Below are 16,412 nucleotides of genomic sequence, written 5' to 3' on the forward strand. Positions count from 1 at the left end.
CTTCGATTTTTGCTATAGTAGCTGAGATTACAACATTTTAGGAGGAAAACAAATGGCTCGTGTCGAAAGTTTTGAATTAGACCACAATAAAGTGAAAGCACCCTATGTTCGTTTAGCAGGAAGCGAAACAAATCAGGGCGTCTTAATCCAAAAATATGATTTGCGTTTTTTACAACCTAACAAAGAGGCAATCCCAACTTCTGCTCTACATACATTAGAACATCTATTAGCGATTAATCTTAGAGATCAAATCGAAGGCATTATTGATATTTCGCCAATGGGCTGCCGCACTGGCTTCTATTTGATTGTTTGGGGCGAGCATACACCAACAGAAGTCCGTGATGCGCTAGAAATCGTGCTAAAAGAGCACGTGATAGGCACTGATTTTGTTCCGGCAGTTTCAGCAAAAGAATGCGGCAACTACCGTGACCATTCGCTATTTTCTGCTCAAGAATATGCCAAACAAGTCCTTGAAGCAGGCATCAGCAGTGATCCTTTCGAAAGAATCCTCAACCCACGCTAATCGTCCACATATAGTGTGGCAAGGAAAAACGTCTACCGCCGATATTTTTGGCAGTAGACGTTTTTTGTCTAGAAGAATTCTTTATTTGGACAGCAAAGCGTGCTTAATGCTGCTTCAGCTGAGCACTTACTTTAATTGGCTGCTCTTTGTTTTTTTTGACAACGGCGAGTAACTTACCGGAGAATAATCGTTTTTCTTGTCGATTAAAGCCTGACAAATCGGCTGGGTTACCATTGGCAAGACCGATAATTTTGCCGTTCTCACAAGCGACCGTCACCAGAGAGTCAACCATTGGGACAAAATTTCCTTGTGCATCGCGCCCAGCAACCTCTACTAAGGTGTACTCTTCTCCATCAAATCGCTCCGTAACGGCCACTGAATCGATTGTCCCACTGGTTACTTTACTTGTCTCAGCTACTGGCTGATCCGCCACATAGCCGACTGCTTTTAGACAACCCGCCTCAAATGGAATCTGCCACGTTGTCGAATCTTTTCCAGCTGGCTTTCTACCACAGCTCCGATCATTCACGAATAACTCAATCTCCGAACAGTTTGAAAATACACGCACCTCTGTCCGGCCTTCTTGATCAAGCTCGAGGCCTTCACTATTCCAATGAGGCATCAAATGAACCATCGGTTGCGCCGTCCATTTTGCTTGATAATAATAGTAATAATCTTTTTCGAAACCAACCGTATCGCTAATCCCAAATTGCGAACTAATCCCTGGCCAGGCAAATGGTGACGGCTCACCATAATAATCCATAAACGTCCATAAGAACACGCCGCCAGTATAAGGCTGATTTTCTAAAAAGTCCATGACTTCTTCAGGATGCGCGGTCCCGCCAGCACCCGGCTCACCAGGCTCTCGTTTGCCAGGAAGAACCATCGAATACAGCGAACCAAAATTCGACGTATGACATTTCGTCTCGTCATCTTGGTAAATCCCTCGTGTAGAAAAATAGGAAGCACTCTCGGTACTAAGATAAGCAACGTCCGGCTTTCTTTCCTTCAACTTAGCCAAACCAGCCCCGTTGACGCCAGACTCTGGGTAATTGACGCCTTTGACATCAAAATTGCTCATATACTCTTCATTAACAATTCCCTCTGAATTCAATAATTCAGCGGATACAATAAGACTTTCCTTAGTTGCTTTACGTACAACAGCGGCTAACTTCTTAGCCATCCGATTGGCGAAAGGTGTGTTGCCAATGACTTCCTCATTACATAACGACCAAAAACAAAGTGAGGGATGATGACGTGTTTGTTTGACCATCCGTTCTAACTCAGCAATTCGCCAATCACTGGACTCAAGGATACGATTTTCATTCATGACAATCATCCCCAGTTCATCACAAAGCGTTAATAATTCCCTCGAAGCAAAATGATGGGCACTCCGATAAGCATTGACGCCCATCGCCTTCATCTGACGAAGCTTGTAGCGCAGAATATCCTTGTTTAAGGCCACGCCAATGCCACCAAAATCTTGATGTTCGCAGACGCCTCTCAACTCAGTCAGTTTTCCATTTAGATAAAAACCCGCTTCTGTATAGTCGACGGTGCGAATACCGACAGTTTGGTGAAACTCATCGATGACCTCTCCGGCCTGCAACAACTGAAACTCTGCCGTATACAAATGCGGGCTTTCCGGCGACCACAATTTAGGATTGTCAACGGTTAGTTCATAGGAATAATTTCCACAAGACAAAGCTGCAATGGAATCTTCTAGCCATTCCGTGTGTCCTGAAAGACGGCTCTTAATCGTCAGTTGATCTGCATCATCAAAACTCTGATTCAGCACACCGACTGAGACAGATAGATAAGCTTTTTTCTCCTCTAGACGCTTCGTTTCGATAAATGTCGCCTGCGGATCGATTCGGACCTTCGGCAGAAATTCCAAATAGACTTCTTTATAAATCCCAGCGCCTTCATACCACCAACCCTCAGCACCTGTCGTTGTATCAACCTTCACCAACAGTACATTGAGGCCTTCCTCACCGTAACGTGCAAGTTCGGTAATATCAAAAGAAAAATCCGAATATCCACTGTAATGATCCCCTAGAAAAATCCCATTCAACCACACTGAAGCCATTCGCATCACGCCATCAAAATGTAGCATAACCTGTTCCTTGTCAGAGACATCTTCAGAAAGTGTAAAGGTTTTCCGATAATAGCCAATACCATCCGGCTTAGAACCACTCATTAAAAGCGCCGGATTATTAACGTACGGCAACTGATTTTTCCAATCGTGTGGCACATCCACCGTTTGCCAGTCCTCAGAAAGCTGACCCGATAACTCGGTACCAGCCAACATCGCCAAACCCTTGTCGCGATTCCCTTGGGCAATCAGCCGCAAAAAATGTTCGCCGCCAGCTCCCGTCAGAACCACTTCTCCTTCTTCGTCGGCAAGTGGTGCAGTTAATCCGCCAATCGCGCCAGCTTTTCTGACGGTCTTCATCGGCTCATCGATGGCGCCCAAATGAAATTGCCAATCTTCATTTAATCCTCTTCTTCTCATAACTATCCCTCTTACTTTCTTTTGCTTTCTGTGCTTTCTCCCAGTTCCGTTGATTCCACTGATTTCTGCTTACAATCGAGCAAACATGTCGCCACAAAATGGATCAACTGGACTAATCCCTTCAAATGTTTCTTGCCCCATCAATTTTCTGACTGTTGCTTTAACCGTTGCTGGATTTCCGGTATAGGCATTGATAAAGGTTGAGATATATGGCACATCAAATAAATGATATGGATTGGCTGTTGAAACAAAAACGGTTGGGATTTCTTTTTCAAACCATGGGGCATTTGCTGCCATCAATTGGACCCATTGAAGACGCGTGGTAGTTTGATTGCTCGCCGTTTCAATATTCGCCACGTACAAAGCCAAGTCAAATTTCTTCTTCAAGTCCGCTACGCCCTCTTCAAAAACTTCGTGAAAATCTAGCCTATGAGCATCGTATAACTGAACTTCAAAACCAGCTTCCGTCAATTCGTCCTTGAACAATCCGCCAACTTTTCCGCCTTCTTTAAAGCCTCCCTCATCAGAATCACCAAGTATCACTAAGCGAATCCGCGGGTATTTCTCAGGAAGTATAGGTAAATGTTCTTCACGATTCTTCACTAACGTAACCGATTGTCTGGCAATTTCTTCGACTATTTGTTGGTGAGCAGGTTCAATTTGAAAAGCGCGTGCTTCTATAGCCTGACTTTCTACGACGTCTTGTCCGCGAGCTAAATCAATTACTCCTTGGGCAAGTTTAGTCGCTAGAATCCGGATAACTGATGCTTCGATGCGCGCCAAGCTAAGCTGACCGTTAGCCAAAGCTGCTTCAATCGCTGCATAATCTTCATCAATATTTTTATTGAACAAGAGCATATCGACGCCTGCGTTAATGGTCGCCACCAATAACTCAGCTCGCGGCATCAGCGTTGTGTAGCCCAACATCGGCGTTGCATCAGTAATCACCAGTCCATTGAAGCCCATTTCGCCTCGTAATAAATCTGTCACTAAAATTTTCGAACAAGAAGCCGGTAGCAATTCCTGGTCTTTGATTTCTGGGGCAAATATTCGTTCGAGCGCAGGCTGATAAATATGGCCAACCATGACGCAGCCAATCCCCTCCTGAATAAATTCCTGATACAATTTCCCATAGCTATTCCACCAATCGTCCGCTGAAAGTGAATTGACCGAGCTGAGTAAATGTTGGTCCCGCTCATCGACGCCGTCGCCCGGAAAATGCTTAATCACCGGCAGAATATCCGCCTCTTGAAAGCCTTTAATCTGCTCTGAAGCCATCGTCTTAATTTTGCCACAATCACTGCCAAACGTTCGTGTGTTCGTGATTGGGTTCCGGAAATTAGTATCAATATCAATAATCGGTGCAAAAGCCATGTTAACGCCAACTTGATTTGCCTGTGTCCCAGCAATCTGACCCAAATGGTAGGCATTTTTCGGTTCATTCGTCGCAGCAATCTGTAACGGCATGCCAACCCACGTGCCTTCTGCCACAATCCCATTGCCACCAGACTCCAAATTTGCGGAGATAAATAAAGGCACCCTACTAGCTGTTTGTGCGGTCGTCACTTGTCGGTCTATTTTTTCAGCCTTATCTGGCCGATACATCATTCCGCCTGGTTTGTATTTGTTGATAAATTCTGGCAGGTCCACCATCGCTTCATCTTGACCAATAACAAAAAAAAGCTGCCCAATTTTTTCACTGACAGTCATTGAGGCAATCGTTTGTTCAAGATAGGTAATTTGTGCTTCGTTTAAATAATACGGTGCTTTTGTTAAATCAATCATTGTTTACTCCTCCAACTATTTTGTGAGAAAGAATGAGCGCAAGCCTGTCTTTGGCCTCGCGCTCATCCCCTCCTCTACTCAATTATTCCATTACTCAATTTATTGTTTACTCGTTTACTCATAGAGAAACGGAATACGTTCACGACTAGCCTAACCGTTGAGCTATCATATCTCCTAGTACTTTATTCCTGAATATCTAGTTGTTCATCAGAAACGTATTTTTTATCTAGAATTTTGATGAATGGAACGAACAGTAGAATATCCAATACAAATAAGCCGATTTCCATTAGTGATATTGTATAACTACCATTTAATAATCCAGTAAAAATCATAGGTACATTGAATACTATGACACCTGCAGCTCGAGCAACTAATCCTATTGATACTAAGAAATAGCCTACAACAAAATTTATTACTGGTGCAACTAGCCACGGAATAAGAATGATAGGATTTAATACAATTGGTAATCCAAAAATTAATGGTTCTGAGATACCAAAGAAAGCTGGCGCTACAGCCACTTTACCAACTGTCCGTAGTCTTCCTGATTTGGCAAACAATAATATAGCTACTGCGATAGCTGGATATAATGTGGCAGTTGTTGTGATATAAGAAAATGCCATCCCTATAATATTAGGAACTTGTTGACCTGCTGCATAAGCTGCTTGGTTAGCACCGTCTAGAGCAAACATAATTGGTGCAGTTGCCCCTGTTAAATAACCAGGATGAATCCCTAATGCCCAGTTACCTTGAACTAATAAATTGAGTACTGAGTTAGCAAACAGGTTAGTCCCTACTATAGATGTTAATGGTATCTGTAAAATAGAATAAATCATATTAAATATATCGTCATAAGGAGTTAGTTTTACTAGCATCGAAATAATCATTGCAAAAATGATAATAATAAAGGCAGGTATTAAAGCCAAAAATGAATCTGAGACATAAGTTGGTGTTCCTTCAGGCATTTTTAGTGTGATGTTTCTATCAATAACAAATTTATATAATTTGCAAGTTATTATCGAAATAAAAATCCCTACAATCATTCCTTTTGATCCTAAATAATCAAAAGATAAAACAGATGCACCATCTGCTGAATGACTAACTGGAAGTAGAATTATATACGTAATCATTGCCAAAACTGGCGTAATTTGCGCTTTAATCCCCATTTTTTCAGATAATTTTTTACAAATTCCATACGTAAATAGCAAACCCAACAAATTAGTTGTTGCATTAACAACTATGGAAAGTCCACTTCCCAAACCTGTTTGATTAATAAAGCTCTGCCAAGCATCAATTGGTAGTCCTGCAAATAAACTTGCGAATGATCCGACAACAATAACTGGTAAAGTACTCAAACCGCCCTGAAAAATAGCTTGTAAATACATATTACCGCCAATTTTATCCCCAAATCGAGATAATTTTTCAATAAACATATTATTCTCCATTGTTAATTCTCCCCTTTATCTATATGAATTAAATTCTACAATCTGAATGTTCTTTTGTTTAATATAGCTTTTAAATTTTTTAGAACATAAAAATTCTGTTTCCATTGGCCTAATAAGTGTATAGCTTGAATTATCTAATAAGTATTGATCAATGTACCCAGGGTGAAAAACCAAGACTGCACATTGCTTATTCAATATATCTGCTTCGTCTTCAAAAATATACTTTTCAATATCATATAACCCATTCTTGTCGAGTTGATAAAATGAAGAACATTCAATTCCATATTTATCAGACCATTCCTTATCAACTGGATTAATGTAAAACAATCCGTTTTTTTCAGCGACATTACTTAATGCTTGAAAGAATTTTTCAGAAAAAATAGCGTGCCCTTCAAAGTAATCAGGATCTTTTCCTGTAATTTTTCTGAATCGCTCTAATTGGGCTTCAATCTCTATCTCTACCTCTTCTATCACGATTGTGTCTTCGGTTCTTTCACGAATTTCCCGACTTGAATAGAACTCACCATTCTCTTGTACTAGTGAAGGGATCTTATTTGGGTCTGCTACTGGTTTCCCTACACAAATATTTGTATGTTGTCCCAAACAAATATGATAATCTTTAATCATTTCGTATCCACTTTTTGCCTCTACCATATTTGGCATCAAACCTACATTTGTAATCAACCCGGCTTCTACACTTTTCAGAATCCCACAATTAACACCATCAGAAAATCCTAGATCATCAGCTCTCATAATTAACTTCATAGCTCATTCCTCCCTAGATTCTTACCATTTGATGTGATCACTTCTTTATACCAATAAAAAGAATCCTTTTTATATCGCTTATATGTTCCTTTCCCACAATCATCCTTATCTACATAGACAAGACCGTAGCGCTTTTTCATTTCTCCACTTCCAGCACTAACTAAATCAATACATCCCCAAACCGTGTATCCAATTAATGGGACGCCATCTTCTTCTACCGTCTTTTTCATTTCTGATAGGTGTTTTTCTAAGTAATCTACTCGATATTGATCATGAACTGAACCATCTTCTAATAAGGTGTCTTCCGCTCCTAATCCATTTTCAACAATAAATAATGGTATCCGATATTTCTGATATAAGTAATTCATCGTAATTCTTAGGCCAACAGGATCAATTTGCCACCCCCATTGATTCTTTTTCAAGTAAGGGTTTTCAAGACCAGCGACCATATTCCCTTTTGCGAAGGATTCGCCTTCTCTGTGTTCACCTTGCACCATTGACATATAATATGAAAATGAACAAAAATCAACTTTCCCTGATTTAAGAATTTCTTCGTCTTCTGTATTCATAGCTAAGATAACATTTTTCTTTTTATATTGAGCTAGCTGATAGTCAGAATAGTACCCAAAAACTTGAACATCTGGGATACCTAAGAAATCTTGATTTGTTAATTCCGATTTCAAGACATCATCTGGATGACAAGTTCTTGAATAATTCACTCCAAATAAAGCCATGCATCCAACTTTATTTTCTGAATTGATTTCATGCGCATATCTCACTACCTTTGCACTAGCAACCAACATATGATGTGCTGCTTGATAAATAACTTGATCCCTAGATTCTCCTTCTTGGATAACCAGTCCAGCTGGATAATATGGCATAAATTCAATCGCATTAATTTCATTAAAAGTTATCCAATATTGAACATAGTTTTTAAATCTTTTCATTACTGTTTTAGCATATGTGACAAAAAAATCGATTACTTTTCGATTTCTCCAAGACCCATACTCCTTAACTAAATGCAAAGGCATTTCATAATGTGATAACGTAACTATTGGTTCAATGTTGTATTTCTTCAATTCTTTGAAAACATTTTCATAAAATGTCAAACCAGCTTCATTCGGAGATTCTTCATCCCCATTGGGGAAAATTCTTGTCCAAGCAATTGACATACGATAACATTTAAAGCCCATCTCCCCCATCAATGCAATATCTTCTTTATAATGATCATAAAATCTATTTCCATCATGATTCGGATAATAGTATTCCGATTTAATTCCATTCGTAATTTTTCTTTTACTTTCTTTTGAGCCTCCGGTCATAACATCCATGATGCTCAACCCTTTTCCATCCTTTAAATAAGCTCCTTCACATTGATTAGCAGCAGATGCTCCACCCCATAAAAAATTCCCATTCATTCCTTCGCCTCCAGCAACAATTTATATTTTCTATTCTTTCCAAATCGATTTGTTATGCTTAGTATAAAGAATAATATATGGAACTTCTATGTAGTAAATTTAGAAGAAACCGACTTTTTTTTAGGTGAGAATCTTTTGACATGATATACTGTTTATAGCTCAATGGAAAGGATAATTGATATGAATGAAAATAAGATTAGTCTCGGAACAGTACAAAATACTATTAATCTTTTAGCTAAAAGAACAAATGATAATGTCAGTTATAAAACATTGACTGCTTACTTAAAAAATAATTATGAAAGTTTAGTCAAAGATCAAATTATATTTGAGGACAATAATCCCCTTATAGCTGAAATTAATAATACTAAAACTTCACTAGATACATTACTATCCCCTTTAAATAATCAAAAAAAAGAAGATAGCTCACTCATACCTTCTAATAAAAATATTTTTGCCATTAAGCAACTTAACCAAATAAAAATCGAACTCCATGATCACGATTGCATAGAAATAGATTATATAGTTAAAGGACAAGCTACTTTAATATTTGAGAATAAGCAAGTTTTACTAAAAGAAGGTATGGTTTGTTTTATCTCGCCGACATCTAAGCACGATATCGAAATCGGAAACGATGATTTCGTCATTAATATCTTTGTAAGAAATAAGGTATTACAAGGTATTTTGAATAATCAAGAAGAAGAATTCGATTTGATTTCCAAATTCGTGTATAACATCTTATTTAGTAAAGATCTTACAACTAACTATCTTTTATTCGAAGCTAAAGAAAATCAAACCTTGCTCAATTGTGTAAAAAATATTATTTCTGAAAGCTATTCTACTAGTGACAAATACTCTTCAAAAGTAACCCTTTCATGGTTAAATATTTTTATATGTAGCTTGTTACGTAACTTTCATAATTTTTCTCTATATGCACCTCTTGATGATCTGCAGCAACATGCCTATCAGATATTATCCTACATAGAGAAAAATTACACGACTGTTTCTTTATCATCATTAGCTGCACATTTTCACTATAATAGTTCGTATTTAAGTAACTTCATAAAAGAAAATATTGGACTATCATTTTCACAGATCATTACAAATATTAGAATGGAAAATGCAAAAATCTATCTTACAACTACTAATCTATCTATAGCTGATATTGCTGGAGGTCTTGGATATGGGAGCGTCGATCACTTTAGTAGAACTTTTAAAAAATTCAATAATATAACCCCTTCAAAATACAGAAAAAAAATACTGTCGATGTCTTAAAATAAGATTAAATGAAAAACAAAAAAAGAAGCGAAAGACCTTAGTCTCCCGCTTCTCACTGAGTTATTTTATTTGTTGTCTTTTTTGAATTTATCTTTGACGTTGTCAAAACCTTCTTTGATGTCGTCGCCTAAATCGCGCGCTTTTTCTTTGACATCTGCACCAAAGGATTGAGCTTTACCTTCTAACTCTTTGCTTTTGTCATCGGTTGCTTTTCCGTATGCTTCTTTTGCTTCACCGACCACTTTGTCTTTTGCATCATTTGCACGTTTGTCTAAATCTGCCATTTCAAAATTCCTCCTTTATTCTTTATATATAAAGGATAGCACGGTCTCAGGACGGAAACAAAGAAAAGCACTTACAAATTCCAGGCCTGTTCTTCTAACCATTTTTTGGCAGAATTTAACTCTGGCATCGCCACTTGGTGTCCTGTTTCCGTGACTTCCACCGCAACGTTTGCGCCTTGCTCTCTGAAGTTTGTTACTAGCTCTTCAAAGACAGCTTTTTCGACAATCGGATCGCCTTCACCAAAAGAGAGCCAGATGTTCTTGTCTGCTAAGACTCTCGCACTTTTTTTATGCCCCAATGACATCGGATGGAGCAATATTGCCTTATCTAAACGCGTTTCCCGTTCCATCATAAAATACGCCGCGATATTCGCGCCATTTGAGTAGCCGACAATGACCCAGTCTGCTATATCGATGCCTTTTTCTTCACTCAGTCGATAAATTTCTGCTAACAGCCGGTCACTTTCCTCATCTAAACTCTGATAATCAAATTGATTCAAGCCATTTCTTTTGAAGAAACGATTCATGCCCTGCTCCTGTACCGCTCCTCGAAAAGACAGAATAGTTGCTTCTTTGTCCAAAAGACGCGCCACCGAAACTAACGACGTCTCATCGCCACCTGTACCATGCAACAACAATAAATGCCTGCCTGTCCCCTCTTCAAATAAATAATCCATCTAGACACCTTCTTTTACTTACTTTTAATAAGTTCAAGTTACCATGTTTTCACTTTTGCCACAAGTATTCCGCTTAGACTGCTTTCGCTAGACAACATGAAACAAAAGAAATACTAACTAATAATAATACCATCCAATAACAACAGACAAAGAAACGCCCAAAACAATTTGCTTCAGACGTTCCATTTTTTATCGTCAACTAAGTTCGAATGCTGTCTTAACTAAGAATTACTCAGCAATCACTTTATAAACCGTTTCTGAAGTGAATGTTTCCGTTGGTTGAAGGACAATGTCGCCGAAGCCTTCAAATTCAATCGCTCCTGGCATCACTTGCGTTTCTAGCGTGATTCCACCATGTTGAGCTAACTTTTCGCCACGCATGATTGGTGCTTTTTCACCAAATTGCGCCGTAAAAATAACTACAGATGGTTCAGTTGTCGTCATTTCAACTTTGATACTGTCGTCAGGCGAACTGATCGTTGCCTGAGGTGCTTTAGCATCAGCTGAAAGAACAAATGGATGATCCAAACCACCAACCAAGACATTTTGTTGATAATCCGCCGCATAAGCCTGCGTCATTTCTTGTGCTTTTTGGAAATCAAACGGCGTGCCTGCTACTGAACGAATCTCGCCAGTCGCTGTGGTATCATCGCCCACCACTACGAATTTATCTGCTGCTACTTGCAATTTGTGGGTATCAGTCGCTTGAGTAACATCCCCTGTCAAATTGAAATACACATGATTGGTCGGATTAAATAACGTTGCTTTAGTCGTTTTTGCTTGATAGTTCAGACGCCATTCATTGGCATTATTCAAGGTATAAGTGACGCTGACTGCCAACTCGCCAGGAAAGCCCTTTTCACCATCTGGACTTGTATAAGAAAAAGTCACGTGCACACCCTGTTCGTCGATTGCCGTTTCAGCTGCCCAATAAACCTCCTCGAAACTATGCGGGCCACCATGCAGTGTATTGCCGTGCTCCGGTTGCGTTTCCACTTGATAGTTAGTCCCATCAATTGTGAAAAAACCTTTCGAGATACGCCCCGCAACACGTCCGATAGTTGCGCCGATATAGGTATCTTTTTCCAGATATTCCTCGGCTGAATCAAAGCCTAACACGATATTCTTTTCACCATTTTTAGTAGGTACTTTAAAGTTAACCACGCGCGCACCAAAATCCGTCACTTCTAATTTGTATCCGTTGTCATTTTCTAAAATAAATAAACCTGCTTTTTCACCGAACGACTGTTGACTAATTTTCAATTTTTCCACCTCAACTATTTATTTTATCTCTAGTCTACCATATTTCCCGCCAATCATTTAGCCTTTTAATCAAAAAAATAAACTTACTCAATTCGCTAAGCTGAAACACCTTTCAGCCATCGCTTGTAATCAAACGAAAAGACTGGACAACGCCCTATTATCCTCTAATTCCTTGGACCAGCAATGATGAACAATCCGCATTTTTTACAGAAAGCATCTTTTTAATAAAAACATATGTTATGATTAATTCAACTAAAACAACCGAGGTGATGGCGATGAACTTAGCACGAAAATTGAGCTACTATCGAAAAGAAGCTGGCTTCTCTCAAATAGATGTTGTCGCAGAATTGGACATTTCCAAACAAGTTATCTTCGATTGGGAAACTGGGCAAGCGCAACCTGATAGACTTAACTTGGTCTTATTGAGCCATTTGTATGGCGTACCACTGCAGGAATTAGTGAAGGAAAACGAGCCAATAGAAGCACCCATCAACCTACATAGAATGGAACTATTAGAGAAGAAGAAGTCTCAGAAAAAGCTTTTCAGCTCTAACGTTGTAAAGCATATCGTAACATTGGCTATCATGTTGACCTTAGCTGGCATCGGCATTAGAGCCGCTCGGGAGATTGGTTCTACCCTCATACTCATCCTAAGTCTAGCATTTTCTTTCTTAGCTACCTATATTCTTTATGATAAATTTCCGGAATAACCCGTATAATTATCAAATAAATAATCGCATAAATCTCCTCTGAAACCAGCCGTTTCAAAAGGAAATTTATGCGATTATCTTTATTTTATTAAGTTAATTTGAGCCAAAAGAGGACTCAATCTACTCTCCTCTAGTGAAACTCGCCCTACCTCAGAACGCATGATTACTTCTTTTGTTTTCTTTTGATCAGTGCAGCAAATTCTTCACCTAAAATCAGCCAATCGCGTGTATTTATTTCTGAGCGAATATAGATTGTTTTTTCTGGATCCGCTCCCTCAAGAGGATAATTAGCAATCAACAAATCGTGAGGTTCTGAAGATTTCACATATTTGAAATCATACTGCCCGCCAAATGAAATCACGATTTTCTCTTTAATCAGATCTTCGAAAACTTTTGAGGAATCGGTCTCTATTGCCAACACAATCTGCTTCTCTTTTTCGACTAGATTTAAATGCTTCAGGGCAATTAATGCGTAACGCGGAAACAGAAATTCTTTATTAATAAAAGTCTCTTTATAAGGCGATTTTTGTAAAAATGTAAAGAATTCCTCCAGTTGCCGATTGAAAATAGGCAAAGTATCTCTTAATTCATCCGAATATTTATAATGAGGAATAAAATCAATATCATGACGCAATAAATACGTCCGATAATGACAACGAATCAATTTTTGCAAAATCTCATCTTTATTCTCTTCGGGAAACGACAAATCAAAAAAGTGCTCAAATGAGTGAATCCAAAATTGACTCACTTGATACATCGACGTATTCTGCTCCCTATGTTGAAGTAGCACGCTATTCCACGGACTAATCTTGTCCTCAATCCCCGGTGTCACCTGCAGCACAATCAAGACTGACAACAGCTCCGATTCATTGACGAGAATCTGTTTACCCAAATAAAGCTGTCCAATAACTTCTTTTAACGGCTTATAAAATGGATTCGTCTTCATAAACTCAGAAATAGCAATCTCTAGTCTCACCGTGTGTCCTTGCTTTCGGCGAATCGCACTAATAGCATAGAAATAAGCAAACTTTTCCTTGGCACTCGGCCTAAAAGATAGCGATAGCTTCTTTTCTATGGTATCGATTGCCTGTAAAATACTGTCGCGATCAATATGCGGAAATGGCCACTTTACTCCCCGAAAAACTGACCAATATAGCTGATAATAAAAATGCCGAACATCCTCTTCCCTACCAATCACCGTTCGCTCTACCAACGAAATCCTCAACTGCTTCGTCTTCAAGAACTCATTCACTTTCTTTAACTTACGGCGCATCGAAGAATGACTCACGTAGTGCTCTTGACAAAATTGTTCTAAAGAAACAAATTCATCAAATAAGAATTGTTCCACTAGATTCATGGTCAAATTCTCCTCTAAAATAGACAGCACCACTCGCTGAACGCAAAAATTTCGACTACGGAAATAATCGATTTTTTGATTATTGACCTTCAGCATAATATCCTCTGGATCAAAATATGTATTAATTTGAGTTTCTAACATCTCTAAGTATTTGCGCACAGTATTCCGGGAATGCTCCGTTTCTTTTGTAATCCCTTCAATTGTATAAGGCACAACTTGACGATCAATTCGTTCTAAAAGTTCTAATTCGATTCGCTCATTAACTTCTATCCATACCATAAAGCATCCCTCCTTTAGTCAGATATAGTTAATTTCATTAAATCATTATTCAAATCATAAGTAAAATGATATAAACTTTTTTATTTTATTGACAATTCCCCAGCCAAAATTAGCTAAAATTACCCACCTTTTTCGTGCTACTTCTCTTCCCCTTTTTCACCAAGCAAAAAAACTCACCCTCGACAAACAAATACTGGATTTGTCCATCAAGGATGAGAATTAAACGAATGAGCATTCATTATACAGCCCTATACAGAGCTGATTAAAGCGCTGAATTTGGCATGACCGATTGGCTTATTGTAAACCGATGGCAATCGCAATCATGATAAAGATTGTACCTAATACAAATAAGAAAGCTTGCATTTTAATTTGGAATCGAGCCCATTTTGCCCACTCAATCCGTGCGACACCTAAGACCCCAATTAAACTTGCAGAAACGGGTGTAAAAGCATCGACAAAGCCGGCCCCTAATTGATAAGCCAAGACCGCAATCTGTCTAGGAACACCTACTAAGTCAGCCAACGGCGCCATAATCGGCATCGTTAACGCTGCTTGACCGGAATTTGAGGTAACAACCAGATTGAATAAACTTTGGAAAATATACATTACCCACGCGCCAACCATGGCAGGCACACCGGTTAATAAATTACCAATACTGTGTAAAATCGTGTTAAGCGCAGAAGGAACATTGGCATCAGATCCACCTAAAACCAGTAGAATTCCTTTAGCCATACCGACAACAATCGCCGTACCTGCTAAATCTGCAGCACCTGACTGGAAGGCTGTTGCGATATCATTAATTCGCATATCATTTAATTTGAAAATAACCGCAATAATTCCTGAAACTAAGCCCATCACGAAAAATTGTGAAGCAATTTCTGGAATATAATAACCTTTTTGCGTAACGCCCCAGACAATCCAAATTAAAACAACCAACATCTCAACCAGAATTAATTTGTGACCTAAAGTAAAGGCCACTTTATCCTCAGCTGTTTTCTTAATATGATCTCTGAAATATTGATCTGATTTATGCGTTAATGAAGCCTCTGGATTTTTACGAACCTTCTCTGCATAAAACATCATGTAACCAGCAGAAAGTCCTGTCACAATCACCCACATAATCAAGCGGAATGTGGCTCCAGATAAGACTGGAATCCCCGCAATTCCCTGAGCTACGGCTACGCTAAATGGGCTCATCCACGAGGTGGCATTCCCAATCTGCGAAGCCACATAGGTGACCGTCACCGCGACAATCGAATCATAACCCAAGGCAATCACAAATGGCACCATCACCATCGAAAACGGAATAACTTCCTCTGCCATCCCGAAGGTTGCCCCACCGAATGAAAATGCAAAGAACAAGAGTGGTAAAGCCAAACGTTCCAATCCTTTAGTCCGGCTAATAAACGCAAAAATCCCTGCGTCGATTGCGCCTGTTTTCATGATAATTCCGAATGAACCACCCACCACTAAAATCAGTGCAGCAATCCCCACTGCCGAACCATATTTATCACCTGAAACCAAGCCTTCAAAAATGAAATTCAAGAAACCGAAGCCGTTAAAATCATCCGTCCCCCAAATTTTAGCAGTCTTATGCAACTTTTCCGACGTATCATAAATTTTCATGCCATATTCGTCATACAGCACATCATCTGTCAGCGCAAGCTCATCTAGCTTCTCTTGCGTGACTCCTTTTTCCCCTTCAGAGAGTAAAGCAGACAAGCCTTCTTCAGGAACTTCCAGCGCCTGCATCTCCTCAGGATTCTGTGCTAAATCCTCCAGTTGATCAAACACATACCCTTTATCTAACGGATAATCATAACGAAATGAATCCTGGCGCAAGACAGTTCTTGTACTAGTCTCACCATTCGCATCCTTGTATTCAATATCCTGCGTGCTGAACTTCCCTGCTGGAACCAAAAACGTCAGGATCCATGCAACAATCACGACACCAAAAATAATCACATACGTATGCGGTGTGCGCATTTTAGTGAAGTCTTTTTTTGGCTTCACTGTTTCCATTTTTTCTTCCAATTTTTATTGCCTCCTATTCATCTTCTATATTCAAAAATAATTGCTTTTTGCATAAAAACTCAAAAACCATTACAAATTATAGCAT

General features: G+C 39.1%; 13 protein-coding genes. 3 read left to right on the plus strand and 10 right to left on the minus strand.

The window, feature by feature from the left end:
* Nucleotides 1-52 precede the first annotated feature (52 nt).
* Nucleotides 53-523, plus strand: a complete 471-nt coding sequence (locus BAU15_RS04365) for an S-ribosylhomocysteine lyase (RefSeq protein ID WP_161841549.1) — start codon at nucleotides 53-55, stop codon at nucleotides 521-523.
* Nucleotides 524-626: 103 nt separating this feature from the next.
* On the opposite strand, the gene BAU15_RS04370 is transcribed toward BAU15_RS04365, so the two are convergent.
* The 5 genes from BAU15_RS04370 to BAU15_RS04390 form a co-directional block, all read right to left on the minus strand.
* On the minus strand, nucleotides 627-3,038 hold the full coding sequence (locus BAU15_RS04370) for a glycoside hydrolase family 2 TIM barrel-domain containing protein (RefSeq protein WP_161841550.1): 2,412 nt from the start codon (nucleotides 3,036-3,038) through the stop codon (nucleotides 627-629).
* A 69-nt stretch (nucleotides 3,039-3,107) separates the two neighbouring features.
* Nucleotides 3,108-4,823, minus strand: a complete 1,716-nt coding sequence (locus BAU15_RS04375) for a glycoside hydrolase family 3 protein (RefSeq protein ID WP_161841551.1) — start codon at nucleotides 4,821-4,823, stop codon at nucleotides 3,108-3,110.
* 182 nt (nucleotides 4,824-5,005) lie between these two features.
* Nucleotides 5,006-6,265, minus strand: a complete 1,260-nt coding sequence (locus BAU15_RS04380; RefSeq protein ID WP_161841552.1) for a PTS sugar transporter subunit IIC — start codon at nucleotides 6,263-6,265, stop codon at nucleotides 5,006-5,008.
* A gap of 15 nt (nucleotides 6,266-6,280) precedes the next feature.
* Nucleotides 6,281-7,030 carry a ChbG/HpnK family deacetylase gene (locus BAU15_RS04385; RefSeq protein WP_161841553.1) on the minus strand — a complete coding sequence of 250 codons (750 nt, stop codon included), beginning with the start codon at nucleotides 7,028-7,030 and terminating at the stop codon, nucleotides 6,281-6,283.
* Nucleotides 7,027-8,448, minus strand: a complete 1,422-nt coding sequence (locus tag BAU15_RS04390; protein WP_161841554.1) for a 6-phospho-beta-glucosidase — start codon at nucleotides 8,446-8,448, stop codon at nucleotides 7,027-7,029. Before BAU15_RS04390 ends, BAU15_RS04385 begins: the two co-directional genes overlap by 4 nt.
* A gap of 180 nt (nucleotides 8,449-8,628) precedes the next feature.
* Between BAU15_RS04390 and BAU15_RS04395 the strand changes: the two genes are divergently transcribed.
* Entirely contained in the window at nucleotides 8,629-9,720 is a 1,092-nt protein-coding gene (locus BAU15_RS04395) for an AraC family transcriptional regulator (protein WP_161841555.1), read from the plus strand.
* A gap of 68 nt (nucleotides 9,721-9,788) precedes the next feature.
* Here BAU15_RS04395 and BAU15_RS04400 read toward each other — a convergent pair whose 3' ends face one another.
* The 3 genes from BAU15_RS04400 to BAU15_RS04410 form a co-directional block, all read right to left on the minus strand.
* Nucleotides 9,789-10,007 carry a CsbD family protein gene (locus BAU15_RS04400; protein WP_161841556.1) on the minus strand — a complete coding sequence of 73 codons (219 nt, stop codon included), beginning with the start codon at nucleotides 10,005-10,007 and terminating at the stop codon, nucleotides 9,789-9,791.
* Nucleotides 10,008-10,078: 71 nt separating this feature from the next.
* Nucleotides 10,079-10,684 carry an alpha/beta hydrolase gene (locus BAU15_RS04405; protein WP_161841557.1) on the minus strand — a complete coding sequence of 202 codons (606 nt, stop codon included), beginning with the start codon at nucleotides 10,682-10,684 and terminating at the stop codon, nucleotides 10,079-10,081.
* 228 nt (nucleotides 10,685-10,912) lie between these two features.
* Nucleotides 10,913-11,956, minus strand: coding sequence for an aldose epimerase family protein (locus BAU15_RS04410; RefSeq protein ID WP_337247986.1), 1,044 nt, complete (start codon nucleotides 11,954-11,956; stop codon nucleotides 10,913-10,915).
* Nucleotides 11,957-12,186: 230 nt separating this feature from the next.
* On the opposite strand from BAU15_RS04410, the gene BAU15_RS04415 reads away from it, so the two are divergent.
* Nucleotides 12,187-12,657, plus strand: coding sequence for a helix-turn-helix transcriptional regulator (locus BAU15_RS04415; protein ID WP_161841559.1), 471 nt, complete (start codon nucleotides 12,187-12,189; stop codon nucleotides 12,655-12,657).
* Nucleotides 12,658-12,820: 163 nt separating this feature from the next.
* Here BAU15_RS04415 and BAU15_RS04420 read toward each other — a convergent pair whose 3' ends face one another.
* Together BAU15_RS04420 and yfcC are read right to left on the minus strand one after the other, a co-directional pair.
* Entirely contained in the window at nucleotides 12,821-14,293 is a 1,473-nt protein-coding gene (locus tag BAU15_RS04420) for an AcpB/EbpR/MafR family transcriptional regulator (RefSeq protein ID WP_161841560.1), read from the minus strand.
* A gap of 294 nt (nucleotides 14,294-14,587) precedes the next feature.
* Nucleotides 14,588-16,315 carry a putative basic amino acid antiporter YfcC gene (gene yfcC, locus BAU15_RS04425; RefSeq protein WP_420022117.1) on the minus strand — a complete coding sequence of 576 codons (1,728 nt, stop codon included), beginning with the start codon at nucleotides 16,313-16,315 and terminating at the stop codon, nucleotides 14,588-14,590.
* Nucleotides 16,316-16,412: the final 97 nt, after the last annotated feature.

It is taken from the genome of Candidatus Enterococcus huntleyi, assembly GCF_009933175.1.
In the GTDB taxonomy this organism is placed as follows: domain Bacteria; phylum Bacillota; class Bacilli; order Lactobacillales; family Enterococcaceae; genus Enterococcus_K; species Enterococcus_K huntleyi.

What these genes read in the sequence shown, in the direction of transcription:
- BAU15_RS04365 (WP_161841549.1), top strand. Translation starts at nt 53, where the DNA reads ATGGCTCGTGTCGAAAGTTTTGAATTAGACCACAATAAAGTGAAAGCA.
- BAU15_RS04370 (WP_161841550.1), bottom strand. Translation starts at nt 3,038, where the DNA reads ATGAGAAGAAGAGGATTAAATGAAGATTGGCAATTTCATTTGGGCGCC.
- BAU15_RS04375 (WP_161841551.1), bottom strand. Translation starts at nt 4,823, where the DNA reads ATGATTGATTTAACAAAAGCACCGTATTATTTAAACGAAGCACAAATT.
- BAU15_RS04380 (WP_161841552.1), bottom strand. Translation starts at nt 6,265, where the DNA reads ATGGAGAATAATATGTTTATTGAAAAATTATCTCGATTTGGGGATAAA.
- BAU15_RS04385 (WP_161841553.1), bottom strand. Translation starts at nt 7,030, where the DNA reads ATGAAGTTAATTATGAGAGCTGATGATCTAGGATTTTCTGATGGTGTT.
- BAU15_RS04390 (WP_161841554.1), bottom strand. Translation starts at nt 8,448, where the DNA reads ATGAATGGGAATTTTTTATGGGGTGGAGCATCTGCTGCTAATCAATGT.
- BAU15_RS04395 (WP_161841555.1), top strand. Translation starts at nt 8,629, where the DNA reads ATGAATGAAAATAAGATTAGTCTCGGAACAGTACAAAATACTATTAAT.
- BAU15_RS04400 (WP_161841556.1), bottom strand. Translation starts at nt 10,007, where the DNA reads ATGGCAGATTTAGACAAACGTGCAAATGATGCAAAAGACAAAGTGGTC.
- BAU15_RS04405 (WP_161841557.1), bottom strand. Translation starts at nt 10,684, where the DNA reads ATGGATTATTTATTTGAAGAGGGGACAGGCAGGCATTTATTGTTGTTG.
- BAU15_RS04415 (WP_161841559.1), top strand. Translation starts at nt 12,187, where the DNA reads ATGATTAATTCAACTAAAACAACCGAGGTGATGGCGATGAACTTAGCA.
- BAU15_RS04420 (WP_161841560.1), bottom strand. Translation starts at nt 14,293, where the DNA reads ATGGTATGGATAGAAGTTAATGAGCGAATCGAATTAGAACTTTTAGAA.
- yfcC (WP_420022117.1), bottom strand. Translation starts at nt 16,315, where the DNA reads ATGGAAACAGTGAAGCCAAAAAAAGACTTCACTAAAATGCGCACACCG.